Consider the following 19,136-nt stretch of genomic DNA (forward strand, 5'->3'; position numbering starts at 1 on the left):
CCACCCCAGCTAGCTGTCGATGCCGCCCCAACTCCGCACCAGCCGAGCCATGTCGGGCGCGCCGGCGGCTTCCTTCTCCAGCCCTTCGGCGACACCGACGCGGTCGGCGACAGGCCGGTTCTGGCTGACTTTCCACTTGCCGCTGATTTCGGCGATCTCGATCTCAAGCCCGACAATGCCCTTGATTTGCGACTGGATGAAGGTAGGCGGCGCATCGGTCACCGCCCAGGGTGCCTCGCGGGCGCCTTCCTGCGACAGCGTCAGCTCGGTGATCTGCTGTGCGATCCAGGCGGAATCCTCGATCACTCTGACGGTTCCTCGCACCTGGACAATGGCGTAGTTCCAGGTCGGCACGACCTTGCCGGTCTCGCGCTTGGTCTCGTACCAGGACGGCGTCACATAGGCGTCGGCGCCCTGGAAGACGACCAGCACCGGCGATGTCGGATTGTCGGCCAGCTGACGCCATTGCGGGTTGGCCCTGGCCAGATGGGCGCGCAGCCGGCCATTCGGCCCAACCTCGGCATCAAGCAGGAAGGGAATGGCATTGGCGACCGGGCCATCGGCGCCGTTGGAGATCAGCAACCCCAGCGGATGCGTCCGGATCAGCCCGTGCAGGACGTCCGGCCGCGTTTCCTGGAAATGGGGAGGCTGGTACATGATCGGTCATGCCTTCTTGCGCTGGCTGAACCGGCATTGTGCACCGTTCAGCCGAGCCGCGCCACATGTCAGGCTGGCTTCACCGTTTGGATCAGCCGAAATGGCATTTTCGCGCCCATGATGGGCACGACTGTGACGGCATCGGACCGGGAGTTTTTGTTTTGACGCAATTCCGGACGGAAAACCCGTTTACACTTTTCCTGGAATTGCTCTTAGCGCAGCCGCTTCGGCCGCGGATCGGACAATTCGCCGGCCAGCCGTCGGTCGAGATAGTCGGCGCATTCCTCGAGCAGCAGATCGGCGTCGTTGGCGAAGAAGTGGTTGGCGCCTGGCAAGGTCTTCTGCGTGATGGTGATGCCCTTTTGCGTGTGCAGCTTGTCGACCAGGCCCTGCACATCCTTGGGCGGCGCCACCTTGTCGGCATCGCCATGGATGATCAGACCCGATGACGGGCAGGGCGCCAGGAACGAGAAATCATAGGTGTTTGGCTGCGGCGCGATCGAGATGAAGCCCTCGATCTCGGGCCGGCGCATCAGAAGCTGCATGCCGATCCAGGAGCCGAAGGAATAACCGGCCACCCAGCAGCTCTTGGAATCCGGATGCAGCGACTGCACCCAGTCGAGCGCTGCGGCGGCATCCGACAATTCGCCGGTGCCGTGGTCGAATTCGCCCTGGCTGCGGCCGATGCCGCGGAAGTTGAAGCGAAGCGTGGTGAAATCGCGCTTCTGGAACATGTAGAAGAGGTCATAGACGATCTTGTTGTTCATCGTGCCGCCGAATTGCGGGTGCGGATGCAACACGATGGCAATCGGCGCGCTCTTTTCCTTGGAAGGCTGGTAGCGGCCCTCCAGGCGGCCGGCCGGACCGGTGAAAATGACCTCAGGCATGAACTACTCCAAATGGCATACGAATGCGCGGCGCCCGGAACAACTCTTTACTCTAGCCCCAGCCCTTCCGGGCCTTGACGCAGGGCAAGCGTCTTCTTAGAAGCTAGTTTAGAATTGTTCAAAACTGGATAGCCAGCCGTGACGGCCCGGCCATCCTCGCCGCAAGCCGCGTAAATAGGACGTCTTGCCTTGCAATTTCAAGGAAATAACGCGCTATCCTTGCGGAAAGGGTCTTGACGGGATCGATTGGGTGAAAATGGCCGCAGCACGCGCCTATCTCGACTACAATGCCAGCGCGCCGCTCATTACCGAGGCGCGCGAGGCGATGATTGCCGCGCTCGATCTCGTCGCCAATCCGTCGTCGGTGCATGCCGAGGGGCGCGCGGCGCGGCGCCTGATCGACACTGCCCGGCGCGATGTGGCAGCACTTGTCGGCGCCAAGGCCGAGCATGTCGTCTTCACCTCGGGCGCGACGGAAGCCGCATCGACGCTGCTGACGCCGGATTGGCAGATGGGCCGTGGCACGGTGCGCATGAGCCGGCTCTATGTGTGCGAGGCCGACCACCCTTGCCTGTTGAACGGCGGCCGCTTCCCGGCAACACAGGTTTCGCGGATCGGCGTCGACGCCGATGGCATTGCCGACCTCGCTCAGCTGACAGCCGCTCTGGCCGCGCATGACAAGGCCGAAGGCCTTCCGTTGGTCGCGATCCATGCCGCCAACAACGAGACCGGCGTCATCCAGCCGATCGAGGCAATCGCTGCAATCGTCAAGGCGGCGGGCGGCATTCTGGTGGTCGACGCGGTGCAGGCTGCGGGCCGTGGTCCCATCGATATGTCGGCGGCTTACGCCGACTATTTGATTCTGTCTTCGCACAAGATCGGCGGCCCCAAGGGTGTCGGCGCCGTCGTTGCGGCAGCCGATCTGATGATGCCGAAGCCGCTGATCAATGGCGGCGGCCAGGAAAAGGGCCATCGCGGCGGCACCGAAAACCTGGCGGCCATCGCCGGCTTTGGCGCCGCGGCGCGGCAGGCTTTGGCTGGACTGAACCATGTCGATACGCTCGCGCACCGGCGCGGCGAGGTCGAAACCATCATCAAAACACTGGTGCCGGACGCAGAAATCTTCGGAACCGGCGCGCCAAGGCTTGCCAATACGACATTCTTCGCTATTCCCGGCATCAAGGCCGAGACGGCGCAGATCGCTTTCGATCTGGCTGGCGTTGCGCTGTCGGCGGGATCGGCCTGTTCGTCGGGCAAGGTCGGGCCGAGCCATGTGTTGAAAGCCATGGGTTACGGCGACAGCCTGGGCGCTTTGCGCGTGTCCATCGGCCACGCAACGAGTGCCGGGGATATCGAACTGTTCCGTGCTGCGCTGGCCGGTATTGCCCAGCGCCGGGCGGGCAGGGAACAAGCCGCCTGAGGCGGCGACAAAGAATTCAGGCCTCGCGGCCTGGTAGAGCCGTGCGTTTGCAAGTGGCCGGGTGAATTCCCGGCCGAGACGCACTATATGAAACTTACGCCGCCTTCGGCGCCTCATGGGCAGCCCTCGGCGATGCCATAGTTTGAAAACTGTCGGGCCTTGACCCCGGCGTGGATGGAGAACGCTTATGCCTGCTGTGCAGGACACGATCGATCGGGTCCGAAAGATCGACGTCGACCAGTACAAATACGGATTCCAGACAGAGATCGCGATGGACAAGGCCCCCAAGGGCCTGAGCGAAGACATTATTCGCTTCATCTCGGCCAAGAAGGATGAACCGTCCTGGATGCTGGAATGGCGTCTGGAAGCCTATCGGCGCTGGCTGACGCTGGAAGAGCCGACCTGGGCGCGCGTCCATTATCCGAAGATCGATTTTCAGGACCTCTATTACTACGCGGCGCCCAAGAGCACGCCCGGCCCGACCTCGCTGAGCGACGTCGATCCCGAGCTGTTGAAGGTCTACGAGAAGCTCGGCATTCCGCTGCGGGAACAAGAAATCCTCGCTGGCGTGCAGAAGACCGACGTCTCCGATCTCGAGGAGCCCAGCGACAATGTCTACAAATCGGGCCGTGTCGCGGTCGACGCGGTGTTCGATTCCGTTTCCGTCGTCACCACCTTCAAGAAGGAGCTGGCGCAGGCCGGCGTCATCTTCTGCTCGATCTCGGAGGCCATCCGCGAGCATCCGGAGCTGGTGCAGAAATATCTCGGCTCGGTCGTGCCGACCTCCGACAATTTCTACGCCACGCTGAATTCGGCTGTCTTCACCGACGGCTCGTTCGTCTTCGTGCCCAAGGGCGTGCGCTGCCCGATGGAGCTGTCGACCTATTTCCGCATGAACGAGAAGAACACCGGCCAGTTCGAGCGCACGCTGATCATCGCCGAGGAGGGGGCTTACGTTTCCTATCTCGAAGGCTGCACGGCGCCGCAGCGCGACGAGAACCAGCTGCATGCCGCCGTCGTCGAACTGGTGGCGCTCGACGATGCCGAGATCAAATATTCGACGGTGCAGAACTGGTACCCCGGCGATGCCGAGGGCAAGGGCGGCATCTACAATTTCGTCACCAAGCGCGGCGACTGCCGCGGCCACCGTTCGAAGATCTCGTGGACGCAGGTCGAGACCGGTTCGGCGATCACCTGGAAATATCCCAGCTGCATCCTGCGCGGCGACGATTCCTCCGGCGAGTTCTATTCGATCGCTGTGTCGAACGGCTACCAGCAGGTCGATAGCGGCACCAAGATGATCCATCTCGGCAAGAACACGTCGAGCCGCATCATCTCCAAGGGCATTGCCGCCGGCTTCTCGCAGAACACCTATCGCGGCCAGGTCTCGGCGCACCGCAAGGCGACCAACGCCCGCAACTTCACCAATTGCGATAGTCTCCTGATCGGCGACCAGTGCGGCGCGCACACCGTGCCCTACATGGAAGCCAAGAACTCGACGGCGCAGTTCGAGCATGAGGCGACGACGTCAAAGATTTCCGAGGACCAGAAGTTCTACGTCATGCAGCGCGGCATCCCGGAAGAGGAGGCGATCGCGCTGATCGTCAACGGCTTCGTCAAGGATGTCATCCAGCAGCTGCCGATGGAGTTCGCGGTCGAAGCGCAGAAGCTTATCGGCATCAGCCTTGAGGGCTCGGTCGGCTGACCGGACAATATATCCAGGAAAGAAAAAATGCTTGAGATCAAGAACCTGCATGCCCGCATCGTCGATGACGGCACCGAGATCATCCGCGGCCTGAACCTGACGGTCAAAAACGGCGAGGTCGCTGCCATCATGGGTCCGAACGGCTCGGGCAAATCGACGCTGTCCTACATCCTCGCCGGCCGTGAGGACTATGAGGTCACCGAAGGCGACATCCTCTATAACGGCCAGTCGATCCTCGAAATGGACCCGGCCGAGCGCGCCACCGCGGGCATCTTCCTCGCCTTCCAGTATCCGATGGAGATACCTGGTGTCGCGACCATGGAGTTCCTGAAGGTGGCGATGAACGAGCAGCGCAAGGCGCGCGGCGAGGAGCCGCTAAAAATTCCGGAATTTTTGAAGCGGGTGAAGGAGGCGGCAGCCTCGCTCAACATGGACATGGCGATGCTGAAGCGGCCGCTCAATGTCGGCTTTTCCGGCGGCGAGAAGAAGCGCGCCGAGATCCTGCAGATGAAGCTGCTGGAGCCAAAGCTCTGCGTGCTCGACGAGACCGATTCAGGCCTAGACATCGATGCGCTGAAGATCGTCTCGGACGGCGTCAACGCGCTGCGTTCGCCCGACCGTGCCATCATCGTCATCACCCACTACCAGCGCCTGCTCGAGCACATCGTGCCCGATAGCGTGCACGTCCTATACAAGGGCCAGGTGATCAAGTCCGGCGACAAGTCGCTGGCGCTCGATCTCGAAGCCAATGGCTATGCCGGCGTGATCGGCGAAGCCGCGTGAGACGCCAGAAGGCCATTTTATGCTGAAAGGCGGGGCAAAACTGATGAATATGCATACACAACCCCAGCGCACGCAGGCCGAAACGGCGCTGATCGACGCCTTTGGCGAGCGTCTGTCGTTGCTGCCGGGTGACGGCGCGGTGATGCTGAAGCGCGACGACGCCATTGAGGCAATCAAGCACGGGCTGCCGACGCGGCGCATCGAATCCTGGCATTACACTGACCTGCGCCGGCTGTTGACTGCGGTGCCGGCGTTCGATCCGACGGCCGCCGCTAAGGGGCTGGCGCCCATCGTCGAAGGTTCCGCCGTGCTGGCAGTTCTAAACGGCGTCTCGAGTGCGAAATTCCCTGCCATCGAAGGCGTGACCGTCCAGCGCCTGTCGGAAAAGCTGACCGACGGCTCGATTGCGCCCGGCCTCGACCCCTATGGCAGCGATGACGCCATCGGCGCGCTGAACACTGCTTTCGTCGCCGACGGCTATTTCGTCGACATCGCCGATGGCGCAGCACTGGAGAAGCCGATCGAATTGCAGAACCTGCAAGCCGGCGGACAGACCCATGTGCGCTTTCCCGTGCGTGTCGGCGCCGGCGCCAAGGCTGCGATCGTCGAGCGTCAGGCGGGCGAGGGCGCGGCTCTGGCCAGCTCCGTCAGCCAGCTGGTGTTGGGCGAGGGCGCCGAGGTGACCTGGCTGATCATCCAGGAACAGCCGGAAACGGCCACCCATCTGGCGCAGTTCAAGGCGCATCTCGGCAAGAATTCGAAGCTGACGCTGTTCTTCATGAATGCCGGCGGCAAGCTTGTGCGCCAGGAGATCGTGGTGAAGACCACGGGCGAAGGCGCCGACTTCAAACTGCGCGGCATCAACCTGCTCGCCGGCGACACCCACACCGACGTGACCATGGTGCTCGACCATGCCGTGCCGCATACGACATCGACGGAAGTGATCCGCAATGTCGTGACCGGCAAGGCGCGCGGCGTCTTCCAGGGCCGCATCAACGTCCACCAATACGCGCAGAAGACCAACGCCAAGATGGCCTGCAACACGCTGCTTTTGTCGGATGATGGCGAGTTCTCGACCAAGCCTGAGCTGGAGATCTTCGCCGACGACGTCATCTGCGGCCATGGCGCGACCGTTACCGAGATCGACCACAACCATCTGTTCTACCTGATGGCGCGCGGCATCGACGAGAAGAGCGCCCGCGGCTTGCTGGTGAAGGCGTTCGTGGCCGAAGTGATCGAGGAACTGGACGACGAAACCATCGTCGAGGCCCTGGAAACAAGGCTGGACGACTGGTTCGTGGCGCACGGGTAAGCGCCTCTTTCCCTTCTCCCCTTGTGGGGTCCGAAGGACGGGCGAGGCAAGTGACTCGCCCCGGGCGGTGGCCGAGCGAAGCTCGGTCGGATGAGGGGTGCGTGACGAAGTGAGGCGGTGCCTCAAGAGAGCTTGTAATGGACCAGAAGATCGAAACAACCCCATACGACGTCGAGGCGATCCGCCGCGACTTCCCGATCCTGTCGCGCGAAGTCTACGGCAAACCGCTGGTCTATCTCGACAATGGCGCCTCGGCGGAGAAGCCGCAGGTGGTGCTGGATACGATCCAGCACGCCTATTCCCAGGAATACGCCAACGTCCATCGCGGCCTGCATTTCCTGTCGAATGCCGCAACCGACGCTTATGAGAAGGCACGCGAGACGGTGCGCCGTTTCCTCAATGCGCCAAGCACCGACAACATCGTCTTCACCTCGAACACGACCGCGGCGATCAACACCGTGGCTTACGGCTATGGCATGCCCAATATCGGCGCGGGCGACGAGATCGTGCTGTCGATCATGGAGCACCACTCCAACATCGTGCCGTGGCATTTCATCCGGGAGCGGCAGGGCGCCAAGCTGGTCTGGGTGCCGGTCGACGATCTCGGCATCTTCCACATCGAGGAATTCGAAAAGCGGCTGACCGACAAGACAAAGCTCGTCGCCATCACGCATATGTCGAACGCGCTGGGCACGGTGACGCCGATCAAGGAAATCGTGCGCATCGCGCATTCGCGTGGCATTCCCGTACTTGTCGATGGCAGCCAGAGCGCCGTGCACATGCCGATCGACGTCCAGGACCTCGACTGCGATTTCTTCGTCTTCACCGGTCACAAGGTTTACGGGCCGTCCGGCATCGGCGTGCTTTACGGCAAGAAGGATATTCTCTCGGCCATGCGCCCTTTCATGGGCGGCGGCGAGATGATCGAGGAAGTGACGGAAGACGTCGTCACCTACAACGAGCCGCCGCACCGCTTCGAGGCCGGCACGCCGCCGATCGTGCAGGCGATTGGCCTGGGTGCAGCATTGGAATACATGGAAAAGGTTGGCCGCGAGCGCATTGCCGCCCATGAGGCCGATCTCAAGACCTATGCGCATGAACGGCTGCGCGCCATCAACTCGCTGCGCATCTTCGGCGACGCGCCGGACAAGGGCGCCATCATTTCTTTCGAATTGCAGGGCATTCATGCCCATGACGTGTCGATGGTGATAGACAGGCAGGGTGTTGCCGTCCGCGCGGGCACCCATTGCGCCCAGCCGCTGTTGAAACGCTTTGGCGTAACCTCCACATGCAGGGCATCGTTCGGCATGTATAATACCAGGGCCGAAGTCGACGCTTTGGCCGATGCGCTGGAAAAAGCGCGCAAGTTCTTCGGGTGACAGGTTCTTTGGATGACGACCATGGATGATGCGAGCCACACCACCGCGCCGGAAGCAGCCATCAATCCGCTGGTTTCCGCCTCGGCCATTCCCGCCGACGAGCTGGCGCGGCTGACCGACGACATCGTCTCGGCGCTGAAGACCGTCTATGACCCGGAAATCCCGGCCGACATCTATGAGCTCGGCCTCATCTACAAGATCGACATCGAGGACAACCGCGCGGTCAAGATCGACATGACGCTGACCGCGCCCGGCTGTCCGGTGGCCGGCGAAATGCCCGGCTGGGTGGAAAACGCCGTCGGCGCCGTCGAAGGCGTCTCCGGCGTCGAGGTCAACATGACCTTCGACCCGCCCTGGTCGCCCGACCGCATGTCGGAAGAGGCGCAGGTGGCGGTGGGCTGGTACTAGGTTGACTGAGGTTGGTGCACTTGCACCAGTGGTAAAACTTCACCATTTTAGGTGAGGAATCATTCGGCAGGCCTTGAACCTGCATGGAATGGAAGAGGAAAAAGAATGGGACGCTTCGCCGTCATCACGATGACCGAAAAGGCCGCCGACCGGGTGCGCGAGATCGTCGCCACGCGCGACAATGCGCATGGCATTCGCCTCGGCATCAAGAAGGGCGGCTGCGCCGGCATGGAATACACGGTCGACCTGGTGACCGAGCCCAATACCAAGGACGACCATATCGAACGCGACGGCGCGCATGTCTATGTCGCGCCCGAGGCTGCCCTTTTCCTGTTCGGCACCGAGATGGATTTCGAGCAGACCACGCTGCGCACCGGCTTCACCTTCCACAACCCGAACCAGAGTTCGGCCTGCGGCTGCGGCGAATCCGTCGAACTGAAGCCCGCCGACCTGAAGGCGCTGGCTGAGGCGCGCGCTTCGGCCTGATCTTCCTTCTCCCCGTTCACGGGGAGGTGAGGAAATGGTCCGCGCAGCGGGCGAAAAGCCAATTGCTTGGCTTTTCGAATGACGAACGGCCCGAAGGGCCGGATGAGGGGCAGCGCTGACTATCGGAAGTCGCGCTCCGAGCCTCACTTCACCCACATCTTCGTCCGTTTATGCCAGTCGGCGATGGATTCCTCGGGATAGACGTCGAACGCATTGTCCTTCTTGCCGATCACCGGCTCGACCCAACTCGCCTTGTATTTCAACATCAGATGCACCTTCTCCGGCGGCTTCGGCAACTCGCTGTCGATTGCCGAGGCGAAGGGGTGGACCAGGTCCGGCCATGTCGGATCGTAGAGCCAGAGCGCCGAACCGCACTTCTTGCAGAAATTGCGCTCGCCCGTCGAAATCTCACACTTTGGATGCTCGTCGTCCGCGATCTCGGCCTGGTAGACGCCGAGATTGCGCTTGCCCTTGATTTTCAGCGTCTTGTAATCGGCGCCGAGATTGATGGCGAAGCCGCCGCCGCCCTGCTGCTTGCGGCAGATCGAGCAGTAGCACAGCATGAACGGCACCGGCGTGTTGCTCTCCACCTCGAAATGGACGGCATCGCAGCGGCAGGATCCCTTGAGCAGCAGCGGCATGACAAAACTCCGACGGATGACTCTCAACTTGCCAGCATGGTTTTTGATTGCAGCCGTGGCAAGCCCGGTGACATGATTGCGGCATGGACAATGAACGCATCGAAGAGCTGTTCGAAGGCCTCGGCCCGGTCAGTATCCGAAAACTGTTCGGCGGCAAGGGTATCTATTTCGACGGCGTCATCGTCGCCATCGTGCTGCGCGGCGAATTGCTGCTCAAGGCTGACGAGCAAAGCGCGTCCGACTTCGAAGCCGCCGGCTGCAAGCAATGGACCTATACCGGCACCCGCCACGGCAAGCTGGTTGCGATGCCGTACTGGAGCATTCCCGACAACGCGCTTGATGATCCTGACGAGATGAGGGTGTGGGCGCGCCGGGCGTATGAGGCGGGACGCCGGGCGGGGAAGTGAACCGGGACCGCCGCGTTTCTTCCCACCCCCCTCTGTCCTGCCGGACATCTCCCCCGCAAGGGGGGAGATCAGTTGTCACATTGGCCTTCGCCAATCACCAACGTTGAAAATGGGAGCCTGCGGCTAAGCTGTTAATCTCCCTCCTTGCGGGGGAGATGGCCGGCAGGCCAGGGGGGTGCTGTCCCGCCGACGTAGGCGATCCTACAGCGCCTTCGCAATCCTCGCCGCCAACCGCGCATTGTTCTCGACCAGCGCGATGTTGGTCTTCAAGCTCCGGCCGCCGGTCAGTTCGAGGATTTTGCCCAACAGGAACGGCGTCACCGCCTTTCCGGTCACATTCTGCACTTCCGCCGCCTTCTGCGCGGCCTCGATATAGCCGGCCATCTCGTCGGCCGGGATTTCATCGTCCTGCGGCACCGGGTTGGCGATCAGCATGCCGCCGACCAGGCCAAGTGCCGCCCTGGTCTTGTAGAAATGCGCGATCTCTTCCGGTCTGTGCAGGGTCAGCGGCGCGCGGAACGGCGAATGCCGCGACCAGAAGGCCGGCATCGTCTCGCAGCCATGGCCAATCACCGGCACGCCGCGCGTCTCCAGCACTTCCAGCGTCTTTTCGATGTCGAGGATCGCCTTGGCGCCGGCCGAGACGACGATGACCGGCGTGCGCGCCAACTCGTCGAGATCGGCCGAGATGTCGAAGCTCTTTTCCGCGCCCTTGTGGACGCCGCCAATGCCGCCGGTGGCGAACACCTTTATCCCGACCATGTCAGCGGCGATCATGGTGGCGGCGACCGTGGTGCCGCCGGTGCGGCCTTGCGCCACCGCAAAGCCGAGATCGGCGCGCGACAGCTTCATGGCGTCGCCGGTCATCGCCAGCGACTCGCGCTCGCCGTCGGACAGCCCGATCTTGATGCGGCCGGCAACCACGGCGATCGTCGCCGGCACCGCGCCATTGTCGAGGATGATCTTTTCGACATTGGCGGCCATGGCGCCATTGTCGGGGTAAGGCATGCCATGGGTGATGATGGTGCTTTCCAGCGCCACGACGGGGCGGCCAGCGGCGAGCGCCTCGGCCACGGGCGCGTGGATGTCGATGAAGGGGCGGGCGCTTTGCGGTGTCATGATGGTCTCCGATCCGGAGATCCGCGCGTCCGCTTGGACGTCGCGCTCCGGCAATGGCAATTGGCCGCCCTCATGCCATTTCCTGTGCGTCGGGCACAAGAGCCAGTGCCTCGGTGAAGGTCGCGGCCGTAAAGGCCGGAACCGCGTCGGCGCTTTCAATGGCCAGCGTGGCGGCGGCAACGCCCTCGCGCAATGCCCGGCGCAGGGGCAGGCCGCGCAGCAGAGCAGCGATGGTGGCGCCGGCCAGCGCGTCGCCGGCGCCGGTGACGTCGGCGACTTTACTCGGCGCCGGCGGCAGGATAGAGAAGGCGCCGGCTTCGTCGAATCCCAGCACCGGGCCATCGCCCGCCGTCACCACGCCACTGGTGAGGCCGCTGCAGCGCAGTCCGTCGATGGTCTCGCGCTCGGTGGCATTGGCATCGACGCCGGCCAGCACCATGGCCTCGCGCCGGTTCATGAAGACCTGCGCGAGCTCCTTCAGCACCGGTATCATCCGCACCACCTTGGCCGGCGAAATGGCAATGGCGAACACCGGCTTGCCGGCGGCGAGCCCCACCAGCCGCTCCAGCGCCGTTGATGACAGATTGGCGTCGCAGAGCACCGCATCGGCCTCGGCGACCACCTCGCGCACCTTGGAGCGGCGGATCTGCTTGGGGAACGCCAAATCGTAGAGCGCCATATCGGCAAAGCCGGTGATCAGCTCACCGTCGCGATCGATCAGCGCCGTGTAGCTCGGCGTCGTGCGGTCGAGGAAAACCGCCGACAGGTCGGCAATGCCGGAGTCGGCGATGGCGCGCGCAACCGTCTCGGCCGAGGCATCGCCGCCGCGCACCGACAAAAGCGAGGCCGAGACGCCGCGCCGCACCAGGCTGCGCAGCGCATTGAATACGCCGCCGCCGACATCCTCGCGCATCGTGCCGGGGTTGGACGCCGCGGGCACGTACGTGCCCGACACCTGGCCGCGGCGATCAATATGGGCGCCGCCCACCGCCAGTATCTTTGCTGATTTCACCATGCCGGCGATATGACCTTTGTTATTCGAGCCGCACAAGCGCTACGCTGTGCGGCGGAGCTTCGCAGGCAAGCCGGCGATTCGGCCGATCGAAACAGCCGGAGCGTCTGGCCCAATGGTGGATACATCCGGAAACGAAGGCGTGAGACAAAAAAAGAACAAATCCGGATAAAGATTGCTTTTCAGATATTTGACCCCTCTTGCCAAACGAGAACAAAAGTAGTACAAAATGGGCAGGGATTACGGATTGTCCGGCCTTCATTGACGACCAAGGGGTGATGTATCATGGCTCAGAATTCTTTGCGGCTTGTAGAGGACAAAGCGGTGGACAAATCAAAGGCTCTGGACGCGGCGCTGTCGCAAATCGAGCGCGCCTTCGGCAAGGGCTCGATCATGCGGCTTGGCGCCAACGAGCAGGTCGTCGAGATCGAAACCGTGCCGACCGGATCGCTGGGCCTCGACATCGCGCTTGGCGTCGGCGGCCTGCCGCGCGGCCGCATCGTCGAGATCTACGGGCCGGAAAGCTCGGGCAAGACGACACTGGCGCTGCACACAGTTGCCGAAGCCCAGAAGAAAGGCGGTATCTGCGCCTTCGTCGATGCCGAGCACGCACTCGATCCGGTCTATGCCCGCAAGCTCGGCGTCGATCTGGAAAACCTCTTGATCTCGCAGCCGGACACCGGCGAGCAGGCGCTAGAAATATGCGACACGCTGGTGCGTTCAGGCGCCATCGACGTGCTGGTCGTCGATTCGGTGGCGGCGCTGACGCCGCGCGCCGAAATCGAAGGCGAGATGGGCGATTCTCTGCCCGGTCTTCAGGCGCGTCTGATGAGCCAGGCGCTGCGCAAGCTGACCGCCTCGATCTCGCGCTCCAACACCATGGTCATCTTCATCAACCAGATCCGCATGAAGATCGGCGTCATGTTCGGTTCGCCCGAAACCACGACCGGCGGCAACGCGCTGAAATTCTACGCTTCGGTGCGCCTCGACATCCGCCGCATCGGCTCGGTCAAGGACCGCGACGAGGTCGTCGGCAACCAGACCCGCGTCAAGGTCGTCAAGAACAAGCTGGCGCCGCCCTTCAAGGTGGTCGAGTTCGACATCATGTATGGCGAGGGCGTCTCCAAGACCGGCGAACTGGTCGATCTCGGCGTCAAGGCCGGCGTGGTCGAGAAGTCCGGCGCCTGGTTCTCCTACAATTCGCAGCGTCTCGGCCAAGGTCGCGAAAACGCCAAACTGTTCCTGCGCGACAATCCCGACACGGCGCGTGAGATCGAACTTGCGCTGCGGCAGAATGCCGGGCTGATCGCCGAGAAATTTCTTGAAAATGGCGGCCCCGAGCGCGGCGAAAGCGACGACGGCTTCGAGGAAGAATCCGGCGCCATGTAGGGCACGGCCAGAGTTCGGCCATAAAAATCCAGTCTATTATCCGATGATTAAGTAACCGAGTTCTTTAGTATTGCGTTTCAAACCGCCGGCCTTCGCGCCGGCGGTTTTCGTTTTTGGGCAGCGTGAAGCCGGCTTGGCAGTTGCCGGGATGGCCCAATTCCGTGTTTCTGGACAGGGTGGGGCGTGCCCGCTAAAAGGCCAAGTCAATCTTCTAAAAAGCAGAGACCAGTGTCCGCCGGCCGTGCCGGCGGTTTTCGCGAAAAGGCAGCAGTCATGAGTGGCGTGAACGAGATCCGGTCGACATTCCTCGACTATTTCCGCAAGGAGGGCCACGAGGTCGTGGCCTCGAGCCCGCTGGTGCCGCGCAACGACCCGACGCTGATGTTCACCAATGCCGGCATGGTGCAGTTCAAGAACGTCTTTACCGGCCTGGAGAAGCGGTCCTATTCGCGCGCCACCACCGCGCAGAAAAGCGTCCGCGCCGGCGGCAAGCACAACGACCTCGACAATGTCGGCTACACCGCGCGCCACCTGACTTTTTTCGAAATGCTCGGCAATTTCTCCTTCGGCGACTATTTCAAGGAGCGCGCCATCGAACTGGCCTGGAACCTGATTACCAAGGAGTTCGGCCTGAACAAGGACAAGCTGCTGGTCACCGTCTATCACACCGATGACGAGGCGGCCGGCTTCTGGAAGAAGATCGCCGGTTTCTCCGACGACCGCATCATCCGCATCCCGACCTCCGACAATTTCTGGGCTATGGGCGACACCGGACCGTGCGGGCCGTGCTCGGAAATCTTCATCGACCGTGGCGAGCACATCTGGGGCGGCCCTCCCGGCAGCCCGGAGGAGGATGGCGACCGCTTCCTTGAATTCTGGAACCTGGTGTTCATGCAATATGAGCAGGTCACCAAGGATGAGCGCATCGACCTGCCGCGGCCGTCGATCGACACCGGCATGGGCCTGGAGCGCATGGCGTCCATCCTGCAAGGGGTGGAGAGCGTCTTCGAGACCGACCTGTTCCGCCACCTGATCGATGCGGCGTCATCGGCGCTCGGGCAGGGCCCGGACAAGGAGACGGTCGCCTCCTTCCGCGTCATTGCCGACCATCTGCGCTCGTCCTCCTTCCTGGTTGCCGACGGCGTGCTGCCGTCGAACGAAGGCCGCGGCTATGTGCTGCGCCGCATCATGCGCCGCGCCATGCGCCATGCGCAGTTGCTCGGCGCCAAGGAGCCGTTGATGTGGAAACTGGTGCCGGCGCTGGTGCGCGAGATGGGCCAGGCCTATCCCGAACTGCTGCGCGGCGAACAGCTGATCACCGAGACGCTGAAGCTCGAGGAGACCAGGTTCCGCAAGACGCTGGTGCGCGGCCTCGGCCTGCTCTCGGAGGCGACGGATACGCTGCACGCCGGCGATATGCTGGATGGCGAGACCGCGTTCAAGCTCTATGACACGTACGGCTTCCCGCTCGATCTGACGCAGGACGCACTGCGCCAGCGCAACATCTCGGTCGACCTTGCCGGATTCACCCATGCGATGGAGCAGCAGAAGGCCGAAGCGCGCAAGCATTGGGCTGGCTCCGGCGACGCGGCCACCGAGACCATCTGGTTTTCTGTACGCGAGAAGGCCGGCGCCACCGAATTCCTCGGCTACGAGACCGAACAGGCGGAAGGCCTCATCCAGGCGCTGGTCAAGGACGGCAAGACCGTCGACAGCGCGATCAAGGGCGACGCGGTGGCGGTGGTCGTCAACCAGACGCCGTTCTATGGCGAGTCCGGCGGCCAGATGGGCGACACCGGTATCATCTCCGGCGAAGGTTTCTCGATCGAGGTTTCCGACACGCAGAAAAAGGCCGACGGCCTGTTCGTGCACCTGGGCAAGGTGACGAACGGCACGGTCAAGCCAGGTGCAGCCGTCGAGCTGAAGGTTGACCATGCGCGCCGCACCCGGCTGCGCGCCAATCATTCGGCAACGCATCTGATCCACGAGGCGCTGCGCGAGGTGCTGGGCACCCATGTCGCGCAGAAAGGTTCGCTGGTCGCGCCCGAGCGCCTGCGCTTCGACATCTCGCACAACAAGCCGATCTCGGCCGAAGACCTCGAAGAGGTCGAGCGCATGGCCAACGAAATCGTCGTCCAGAACAGCCCGGTGACGACGCGCCTGATGTCGGTCGACGACGCCATCGCCGAAGGCGCCATGGCGCTGTTCGGCGAGAAATATGGTGACGAGGTGCGTGTCGTTTCGATGGGCACCGGCGTGCATGGCGCCAAGGCCAACCGGCCCTATTCGGTCGAGCTCTGCGGTGGCACCCATGTCCGGGCGACCGGCGATATTGGTCTGGTTCGCGTTGTCTCCGACAGCGCGGTCGCCGCCGGCGTGCGCCGCATCGAGGCGCTGACCGGCGAAGCCGCACGAAAATATCTCGACGAGCAGGACAGGCGCCTGAAGGCGACGGCGGCTGTGTTGAAGATTTCGCCGGCCGACGTGCCGGCGCGTGTCGAGGCGCTGCTCGAGGAACGCAAGAAGCTCGAGAAGGAACTGAGCGAAGCCCGCAAGAAACTCGCGCTGGGCGGTGGTGCCGCGGCCGATGCTCCGGCCACCACCGAAACCGTCGCCGGTATCGGCTTCCTCGGCAAAGCGGTTTCCGGCGTGTCGCCGAAGGATTTGAAGCCGCTGGCCGATGCCGGCAAGACTTCGCTCGGCTCAGGCGTCGTCGTCTTCGTCGGTGCGGGCGAAGACAACAAGGCAAGCGTCGTGGTCGCAGTGACGGACGATCTCGTCGGCCGCTTCAGCGCTGTCGATCTTGTGCGCGTTGCCTCGGCCGCATTGGGCGGGCAGGGCGGTGGCGGACGGCCCGACATGGCGCAAGCCGGCGGCCCGGACGCCTCGAAGGCCAATGATGCGATCGCCGCGGTGAGGGCGGCGCTGGAGGCAGCCTGAAAGCCACCCTATGTCGTATCTGGTTCGTGTGCGGCTTTCCGGCCTTCGCCGCCGTGCTTGCCATTCTGTGGCTGATAGTGGCAAGCCTGCAATCAGCTCTTAGACGGTCCGTCTAGCTAGTTCTTTTTCGCCGCTTTCAGGGCGCGCGTCATTCTGCTGGAATCGCCCCAGGTGGACAGCCAGATCAGCACGTCCGTGGCGATCGAAATCAGCGACCGTAAAAAGTTCAGCGCCGGGCCGGGCGATTTCAGCTGCTCTTCGGCGTGATGGAGATGGGCGAGCTCTTCCTCGCGGATCGCCAGGATGATGCCGTGCAAGTCGTGGTCGCGATTGGCGAGGAAAAACAGCTGATCGTCCAGATGGCGATGCACCGCCGCTTCAACCGCCGCCGTGCAGGCCCAGATGCCTTGCGGACCGAGCAGGGCGGTGACAAAACCCAGCACCCAGCCACCCCAGCTCCAGAACTGCATCACCCGGCACGGTCGCGACCGCCGCGCCGGCATGGCGGCGCGGAACGCAGCGCAATGCGTGCGCTCGTGCCCAAGCATCTCCGACAAGGATGGCACGCAATCCGGCCATAAGCGCCTGGCGACAAGAATCTGCGCCGAATAGATCCTGATCGCACCGAACTCACCGGCGTGGTTGACCCTGACAATTCTGGCGACGGTGAGCGCGTCCTGGCGAGATGGCTCAGCCATGGCCCGAACCCATATCAGCCCGCCGCCAGGCTCGGACGTTTTGCGATGCCCTCCCACCAGGCCTGGATGTCGGCGAACGCCGCAAGCAGCTTTTGCCCGTCGGCGACCTTGACGAAATAGGCGATGATGGATGCCGCATGCAGGTCGGCCAGCGTCAGTTGGTCCCCGAGCAGCCACGGCCCGGGAGGCTTGAGTGCGGTGAGCACCCGCAGCACCGTTTCTGCCTGGCGCAGCCCGTTGGCGACCAGTGCCTCGTCTGGCGCTTCCTTCTCAAGCCGCTCGACGGCGACGTCCCAGACCATCGACCTGTAGGCATAGGCGTCGAGCATGCCGATGATCTGGTTCATCGTTGCGCGGGTGCGGGCGTCTTTTGGCTGCAGTGCCGGGCCGTCGAACGCCTCGTCGACATAGCGGGCGATCGCGCTGGTTTCGAACAGGCGAAACCCGTTATGCTCGAAGGCCGGGATGCGGCCGAAAGGGTGATGCTCGAAGTACCAGGCGGGAGTGCCCTCGGCGGCAAAGACATCGACCGGCACAAGGTCGTAGTCGATGCCTTTTTCCGCCAGCACGAGGCGGACGATGCGCACATAGACGCTGTAGTCCGCCCCGTAGACGACCGGCTTGGCCATGGCTGCCGGCTTACGCCATCGCCTTCTGCAAATTCTCGTCGATCTTGTCGAGGAAGCCGGTGGTCGACAGCCATGGTTGGTCGGGACCGATCAAGAGCGACAGGTCCTTGGTCATGAAGCCGCTCTCAACCGTCTGGATGCAGACCTTCTCCAGCGTGTCGGCAAACCGCTTCAACTCGGCATTGTCGTCGAGCTTGGCGCGGTGGGCGAGGCCACGCGTCCAGGCGAAGATCGAGGCGATCGAATTGGTCGAGGTTTCCTCGCCCTTCTGGTGCTGGCGATAGTGGCGCGTCACTGTGCCGTGCGCGGCCTCCGCTTCCACCGTCTTGCCGTCCGGCGTCATCAGCACGGAGGTCATCAGGCCGAGCGAGCCAAAACCTTGCGCCACCGTGTCGGACTGGACGTCGCCGTCATAATTCTTGCAGGCCCAGACATAGCCGCCGGACCATTTCAGGGCGGAGGCCACCATGTCGTCGATCAGCCGGTGCTCGTACCACAGCTTCTTCGCCTTGAACTCGGCCTCGAATTCAGCCTCGTAGACCTCCTGGAAAATGTCCTTGAAGCGGCCGTCATAGGCTTTGAGGATGGTGTTCTTGGTCGAGAGATAAACCGGATAATTGCGCAGCAGGCCGTAATTCAGCGAGGCGCGGGCGAATTCGCGGATGGAGTCGTCGAGATTGTACATCGCCATGGCAACGCCGGCGCCGGGTGCGTCGTACACGTCATGCTCGATCACCTTGCCGTCCTCGCCGACGAACTTGATGGTCAGCTTGCCCTTGCCGGGGAAGCGGAAGTCGGTGGCGCGATACTGGTCGCCGAAAGCATGACGGCCGACGATGATGGGCTTGGTCCATCCCGGCACCAGACGCGGCACGTTCTTCATGATGATCGGTTCGCGGAAAATGGTGCCGCCGAGAATGTTACGGATGGTGCCGTTCGGCGACTTCCACATCTTCTTCAGCTTGAATTCCTCGACGCGCTGCTCGTCGGGCGTGATCGTCGCGCATTTCACGCCGACGCCCCATTTCTTGATGGCATGGGCCGAATCGATGGTCACCTGGTCGTTGGTGGCGTCGCGGTGCTCGACGCCGAGGTCGTAATATTCGAGCTTCAGGTCGAGATAAGGGTGGATCAGTTTGTCCTTGATGAACTGCCAGATGATGCGGGTCATCTCGTCGCCGTCGAGCTCGACGACCGGGTTCGCCACCTTGATCTTCGCCATGAAAAGAATGCCTCGCTTTTGGGGAACAAAACGGCCTCGCCC

General features: G+C 62.9%; 18 protein-coding genes. 10 read left to right on the forward strand and 8 right to left on the reverse strand.

Features of this window, described 5'->3' with window-relative positions; genetic code table 11:
- Positions 1-9: 9 nt before the first annotated feature.
- Together AC3CCE_RS17180 and AC3CCE_RS17185 are read right to left on the reverse strand one after the other, a co-directional pair.
- On the reverse strand, positions 10-657 hold the full coding sequence (locus AC3CCE_RS17180; RefSeq protein ID WP_023743150.1) for an FMN-binding negative transcriptional regulator: 648 nt from the start codon (positions 655-657) through the stop codon (positions 10-12).
- 212 nt (positions 658-869) lie between these two features.
- On the reverse strand, positions 870-1,544 hold the full coding sequence (locus AC3CCE_RS17185) for an alpha/beta hydrolase (RefSeq protein ID WP_023669128.1): 675 nt from the start codon (positions 1,542-1,544) through the stop codon (positions 870-872).
- A gap of 256 nt (positions 1,545-1,800) precedes the next feature.
- Here AC3CCE_RS17185 and AC3CCE_RS17190 point away from each other — a divergent pair, with 256 nt between their 5' ends.
- The 7 genes from AC3CCE_RS17190 to sufA all read left to right on the forward strand — a co-directional run bounded on the left by AC3CCE_RS17190 (position 1,801) and on the right by sufA (position 9,037).
- Complete coding sequence (locus AC3CCE_RS17190; RefSeq protein WP_352624546.1) at positions 1,801-2,964, forward strand: cysteine desulfurase family protein; 1,164 nt, start codon at positions 1,801-1,803, stop codon at positions 2,962-2,964.
- 187 nt (positions 2,965-3,151) lie between these two features.
- Positions 3,152-4,669 carry a Fe-S cluster assembly protein SufB gene (sufB, locus tag AC3CCE_RS17195; protein WP_023706434.1) on the forward strand — a complete coding sequence of 506 codons (1,518 nt, stop codon included), beginning with the start codon at positions 3,152-3,154 and terminating at the stop codon, positions 4,667-4,669.
- 27 nt (positions 4,670-4,696) lie between these two features.
- On the forward strand, positions 4,697-5,452 hold the full coding sequence (gene sufC / locus AC3CCE_RS17200; RefSeq protein ID WP_023748559.1) for a Fe-S cluster assembly ATPase SufC: 756 nt from the start codon (positions 4,697-4,699) through the stop codon (positions 5,450-5,452).
- Between the two features lie 43 nt (positions 5,453-5,495).
- On the forward strand, positions 5,496-6,764 hold the full coding sequence (sufD, locus tag AC3CCE_RS17205; protein ID WP_023684863.1) for a Fe-S cluster assembly protein SufD: 1,269 nt from the start codon (positions 5,496-5,498) through the stop codon (positions 6,762-6,764).
- A 137-nt stretch (positions 6,765-6,901) separates the two neighbouring features.
- The gene (locus tag AC3CCE_RS17210) at positions 6,902-8,143 is read left to right on the forward strand and encodes a cysteine desulfurase (RefSeq protein ID WP_352624549.1); all 1,242 of its coding nucleotides are present in this window, start codon (positions 6,902-6,904) and stop codon (positions 8,141-8,143) included.
- 21 nt (positions 8,144-8,164) lie between these two features.
- A complete protein-coding gene (locus tag AC3CCE_RS17215; protein ID WP_023709315.1) occupies positions 8,165-8,551 on the forward strand; it encodes an SUF system Fe-S cluster assembly protein in 387 nt (128 codons plus the stop codon).
- Positions 8,552-8,656: 105 nt separating this feature from the next.
- Positions 8,657-9,037, forward strand: coding sequence for a Fe-S cluster assembly scaffold SufA (gene sufA / locus AC3CCE_RS17220; RefSeq protein WP_013532156.1), 381 nt, complete (start codon positions 8,657-8,659; stop codon positions 9,035-9,037).
- 143 nt (positions 9,038-9,180) lie between these two features.
- On the opposite strand, the gene AC3CCE_RS17225 is transcribed toward sufA, so the two are convergent.
- Entirely contained in the window at positions 9,181-9,678 is a 498-nt protein-coding gene (locus AC3CCE_RS17225) for a GFA family protein (protein ID WP_023669121.1), read from the reverse strand.
- 83 nt (positions 9,679-9,761) lie between these two features.
- Between AC3CCE_RS17225 and AC3CCE_RS17230 the strand changes: the two genes are divergently transcribed.
- Positions 9,762-10,085, forward strand: coding sequence for a TfoX/Sxy family protein (locus AC3CCE_RS17230; RefSeq protein WP_352624552.1), 324 nt, complete (start codon positions 9,762-9,764; stop codon positions 10,083-10,085).
- A gap of 201 nt (positions 10,086-10,286) precedes the next feature.
- On the opposite strand, the gene AC3CCE_RS17235 is transcribed toward AC3CCE_RS17230, so the two are convergent.
- On the reverse strand, positions 10,287-11,204 hold the full coding sequence (locus tag AC3CCE_RS17235; RefSeq protein WP_352624554.1) for a pseudouridine-5'-phosphate glycosidase: 918 nt from the start codon (positions 11,202-11,204) through the stop codon (positions 10,287-10,289).
- A 70-nt stretch (positions 11,205-11,274) separates the two neighbouring features.
- The gene (locus tag AC3CCE_RS17240) at positions 11,275-12,219 is read right to left on the reverse strand and encodes a carbohydrate kinase family protein (RefSeq protein WP_352624556.1); all 945 of its coding nucleotides are present in this window, start codon (positions 12,217-12,219) and stop codon (positions 11,275-11,277) included.
- 282 nt (positions 12,220-12,501) lie between these two features.
- Here AC3CCE_RS17240 and recA point away from each other — a divergent pair, with 282 nt between their 5' ends.
- Entirely contained in the window at positions 12,502-13,605 is a 1,104-nt protein-coding gene (gene recA, locus AC3CCE_RS17245; protein ID WP_023669117.1) for a recombinase RecA, read from the forward strand.
- 273 nt (positions 13,606-13,878) lie between these two features.
- Positions 13,879-16,545 carry an alanine--tRNA ligase gene (alaS, locus tag AC3CCE_RS17250; RefSeq protein WP_352624558.1) on the forward strand — a complete coding sequence of 889 codons (2,667 nt, stop codon included), beginning with the start codon at positions 13,879-13,881 and terminating at the stop codon, positions 16,543-16,545.
- Positions 16,546-16,661: 116 nt separating this feature from the next.
- On the opposite strand, the gene AC3CCE_RS17255 is transcribed toward alaS, so the two are convergent.
- Genes AC3CCE_RS17255 through AC3CCE_RS17265 form a run of 3 tightly spaced genes read right to left on the reverse strand, consistent with a single transcriptional unit; the run spans position 16,662 to position 19,094 of the window.
- On the reverse strand, positions 16,662-17,243 hold the full coding sequence (locus AC3CCE_RS17255; RefSeq protein WP_352624560.1) for a demethoxyubiquinone hydroxylase family protein: 582 nt from the start codon (positions 17,241-17,243) through the stop codon (positions 16,662-16,664).
- Between the two features lie 14 nt (positions 17,244-17,257).
- Positions 17,258-17,872: a glutathione S-transferase family protein gene (locus tag AC3CCE_RS17260; protein WP_352624561.1), complete on the reverse strand. Its 615-nt coding sequence runs from the start codon at positions 17,870-17,872 to the stop codon at positions 17,258-17,260.
- Positions 17,873-17,882: 10 nt separating this feature from the next.
- Positions 17,883-19,094, reverse strand: a complete 1,212-nt coding sequence (locus AC3CCE_RS17265) for an NADP-dependent isocitrate dehydrogenase (RefSeq protein WP_352624563.1) — start codon at positions 19,092-19,094, stop codon at positions 17,883-17,885.
- Positions 19,095-19,136: the final 42 nt, after the last annotated feature.

This window comes from Mesorhizobium sp. P160187, assembly GCF_057766425.1.

Excerpts from the sequence above, each read along its gene's own strand:
- AC3CCE_RS17185 (WP_023669128.1), bottom strand. The coding sequence starts at position 1,544 with ATGCCTGAGGTCATTTTCACCGGTCCGGCCGGCCGCCTGGAGGGCCGC.
- AC3CCE_RS17225 (WP_023669121.1), bottom strand. The coding sequence starts at position 9,678 with ATGCCGCTGCTGCTCAAGGGATCCTGCCGCTGCGATGCCGTCCATTTC.
- sufD (WP_023684863.1), top strand. The coding sequence starts at position 5,496 with ATGAATATGCATACACAACCCCAGCGCACGCAGGCCGAAACGGCGCTG.
- alaS (WP_352624558.1), top strand. The coding sequence starts at position 13,879 with ATGAGTGGCGTGAACGAGATCCGGTCGACATTCCTCGACTATTTCCGC.
- AC3CCE_RS17265 (WP_352624563.1), bottom strand. The coding sequence starts at position 19,094 with ATGGCGAAGATCAAGGTGGCGAACCCGGTCGTCGAGCTCGACGGCGAC.
- sufA (WP_013532156.1), top strand. The coding sequence starts at position 8,657 with ATGGGACGCTTCGCCGTCATCACGATGACCGAAAAGGCCGCCGACCGG.
- sufC (WP_023748559.1), top strand. The coding sequence starts at position 4,697 with ATGCTTGAGATCAAGAACCTGCATGCCCGCATCGTCGATGACGGCACC.
- AC3CCE_RS17260 (WP_352624561.1), bottom strand. The coding sequence starts at position 17,872 with ATGGCCAAGCCGGTCGTCTACGGGGCGGACTACAGCGTCTATGTGCGC.
- AC3CCE_RS17190 (WP_352624546.1), top strand. The coding sequence starts at position 1,801 with ATGGCCGCAGCACGCGCCTATCTCGACTACAATGCCAGCGCGCCGCTC.
- AC3CCE_RS17210 (WP_352624549.1), top strand. The coding sequence starts at position 6,902 with ATGGACCAGAAGATCGAAACAACCCCATACGACGTCGAGGCGATCCGC.
- AC3CCE_RS17180 (WP_023743150.1), bottom strand. The coding sequence starts at position 657 with ATGTACCAGCCTCCCCATTTCCAGGAAACGCGGCCGGACGTCCTGCAC.
- AC3CCE_RS17240 (WP_352624556.1), bottom strand. The coding sequence starts at position 12,219 with ATGGTGAAATCAGCAAAGATACTGGCGGTGGGCGGCGCCCATATTGAT.
- AC3CCE_RS17215 (WP_023709315.1), top strand. The coding sequence starts at position 8,165 with ATGGATGATGCGAGCCACACCACCGCGCCGGAAGCAGCCATCAATCCG.
- recA (WP_023669117.1), top strand. The coding sequence starts at position 12,502 with ATGGCTCAGAATTCTTTGCGGCTTGTAGAGGACAAAGCGGTGGACAAA.
- AC3CCE_RS17235 (WP_352624554.1), bottom strand. The coding sequence starts at position 11,204 with ATGACACCGCAAAGCGCCCGCCCCTTCATCGACATCCACGCGCCCGTG.
- AC3CCE_RS17255 (WP_352624560.1), bottom strand. The coding sequence starts at position 17,243 with ATGGCTGAGCCATCTCGCCAGGACGCGCTCACCGTCGCCAGAATTGTC.
- AC3CCE_RS17230 (WP_352624552.1), top strand. The coding sequence starts at position 9,762 with ATGGACAATGAACGCATCGAAGAGCTGTTCGAAGGCCTCGGCCCGGTC.
- sufB (WP_023706434.1), top strand. The coding sequence starts at position 3,152 with ATGCCTGCTGTGCAGGACACGATCGATCGGGTCCGAAAGATCGACGTC.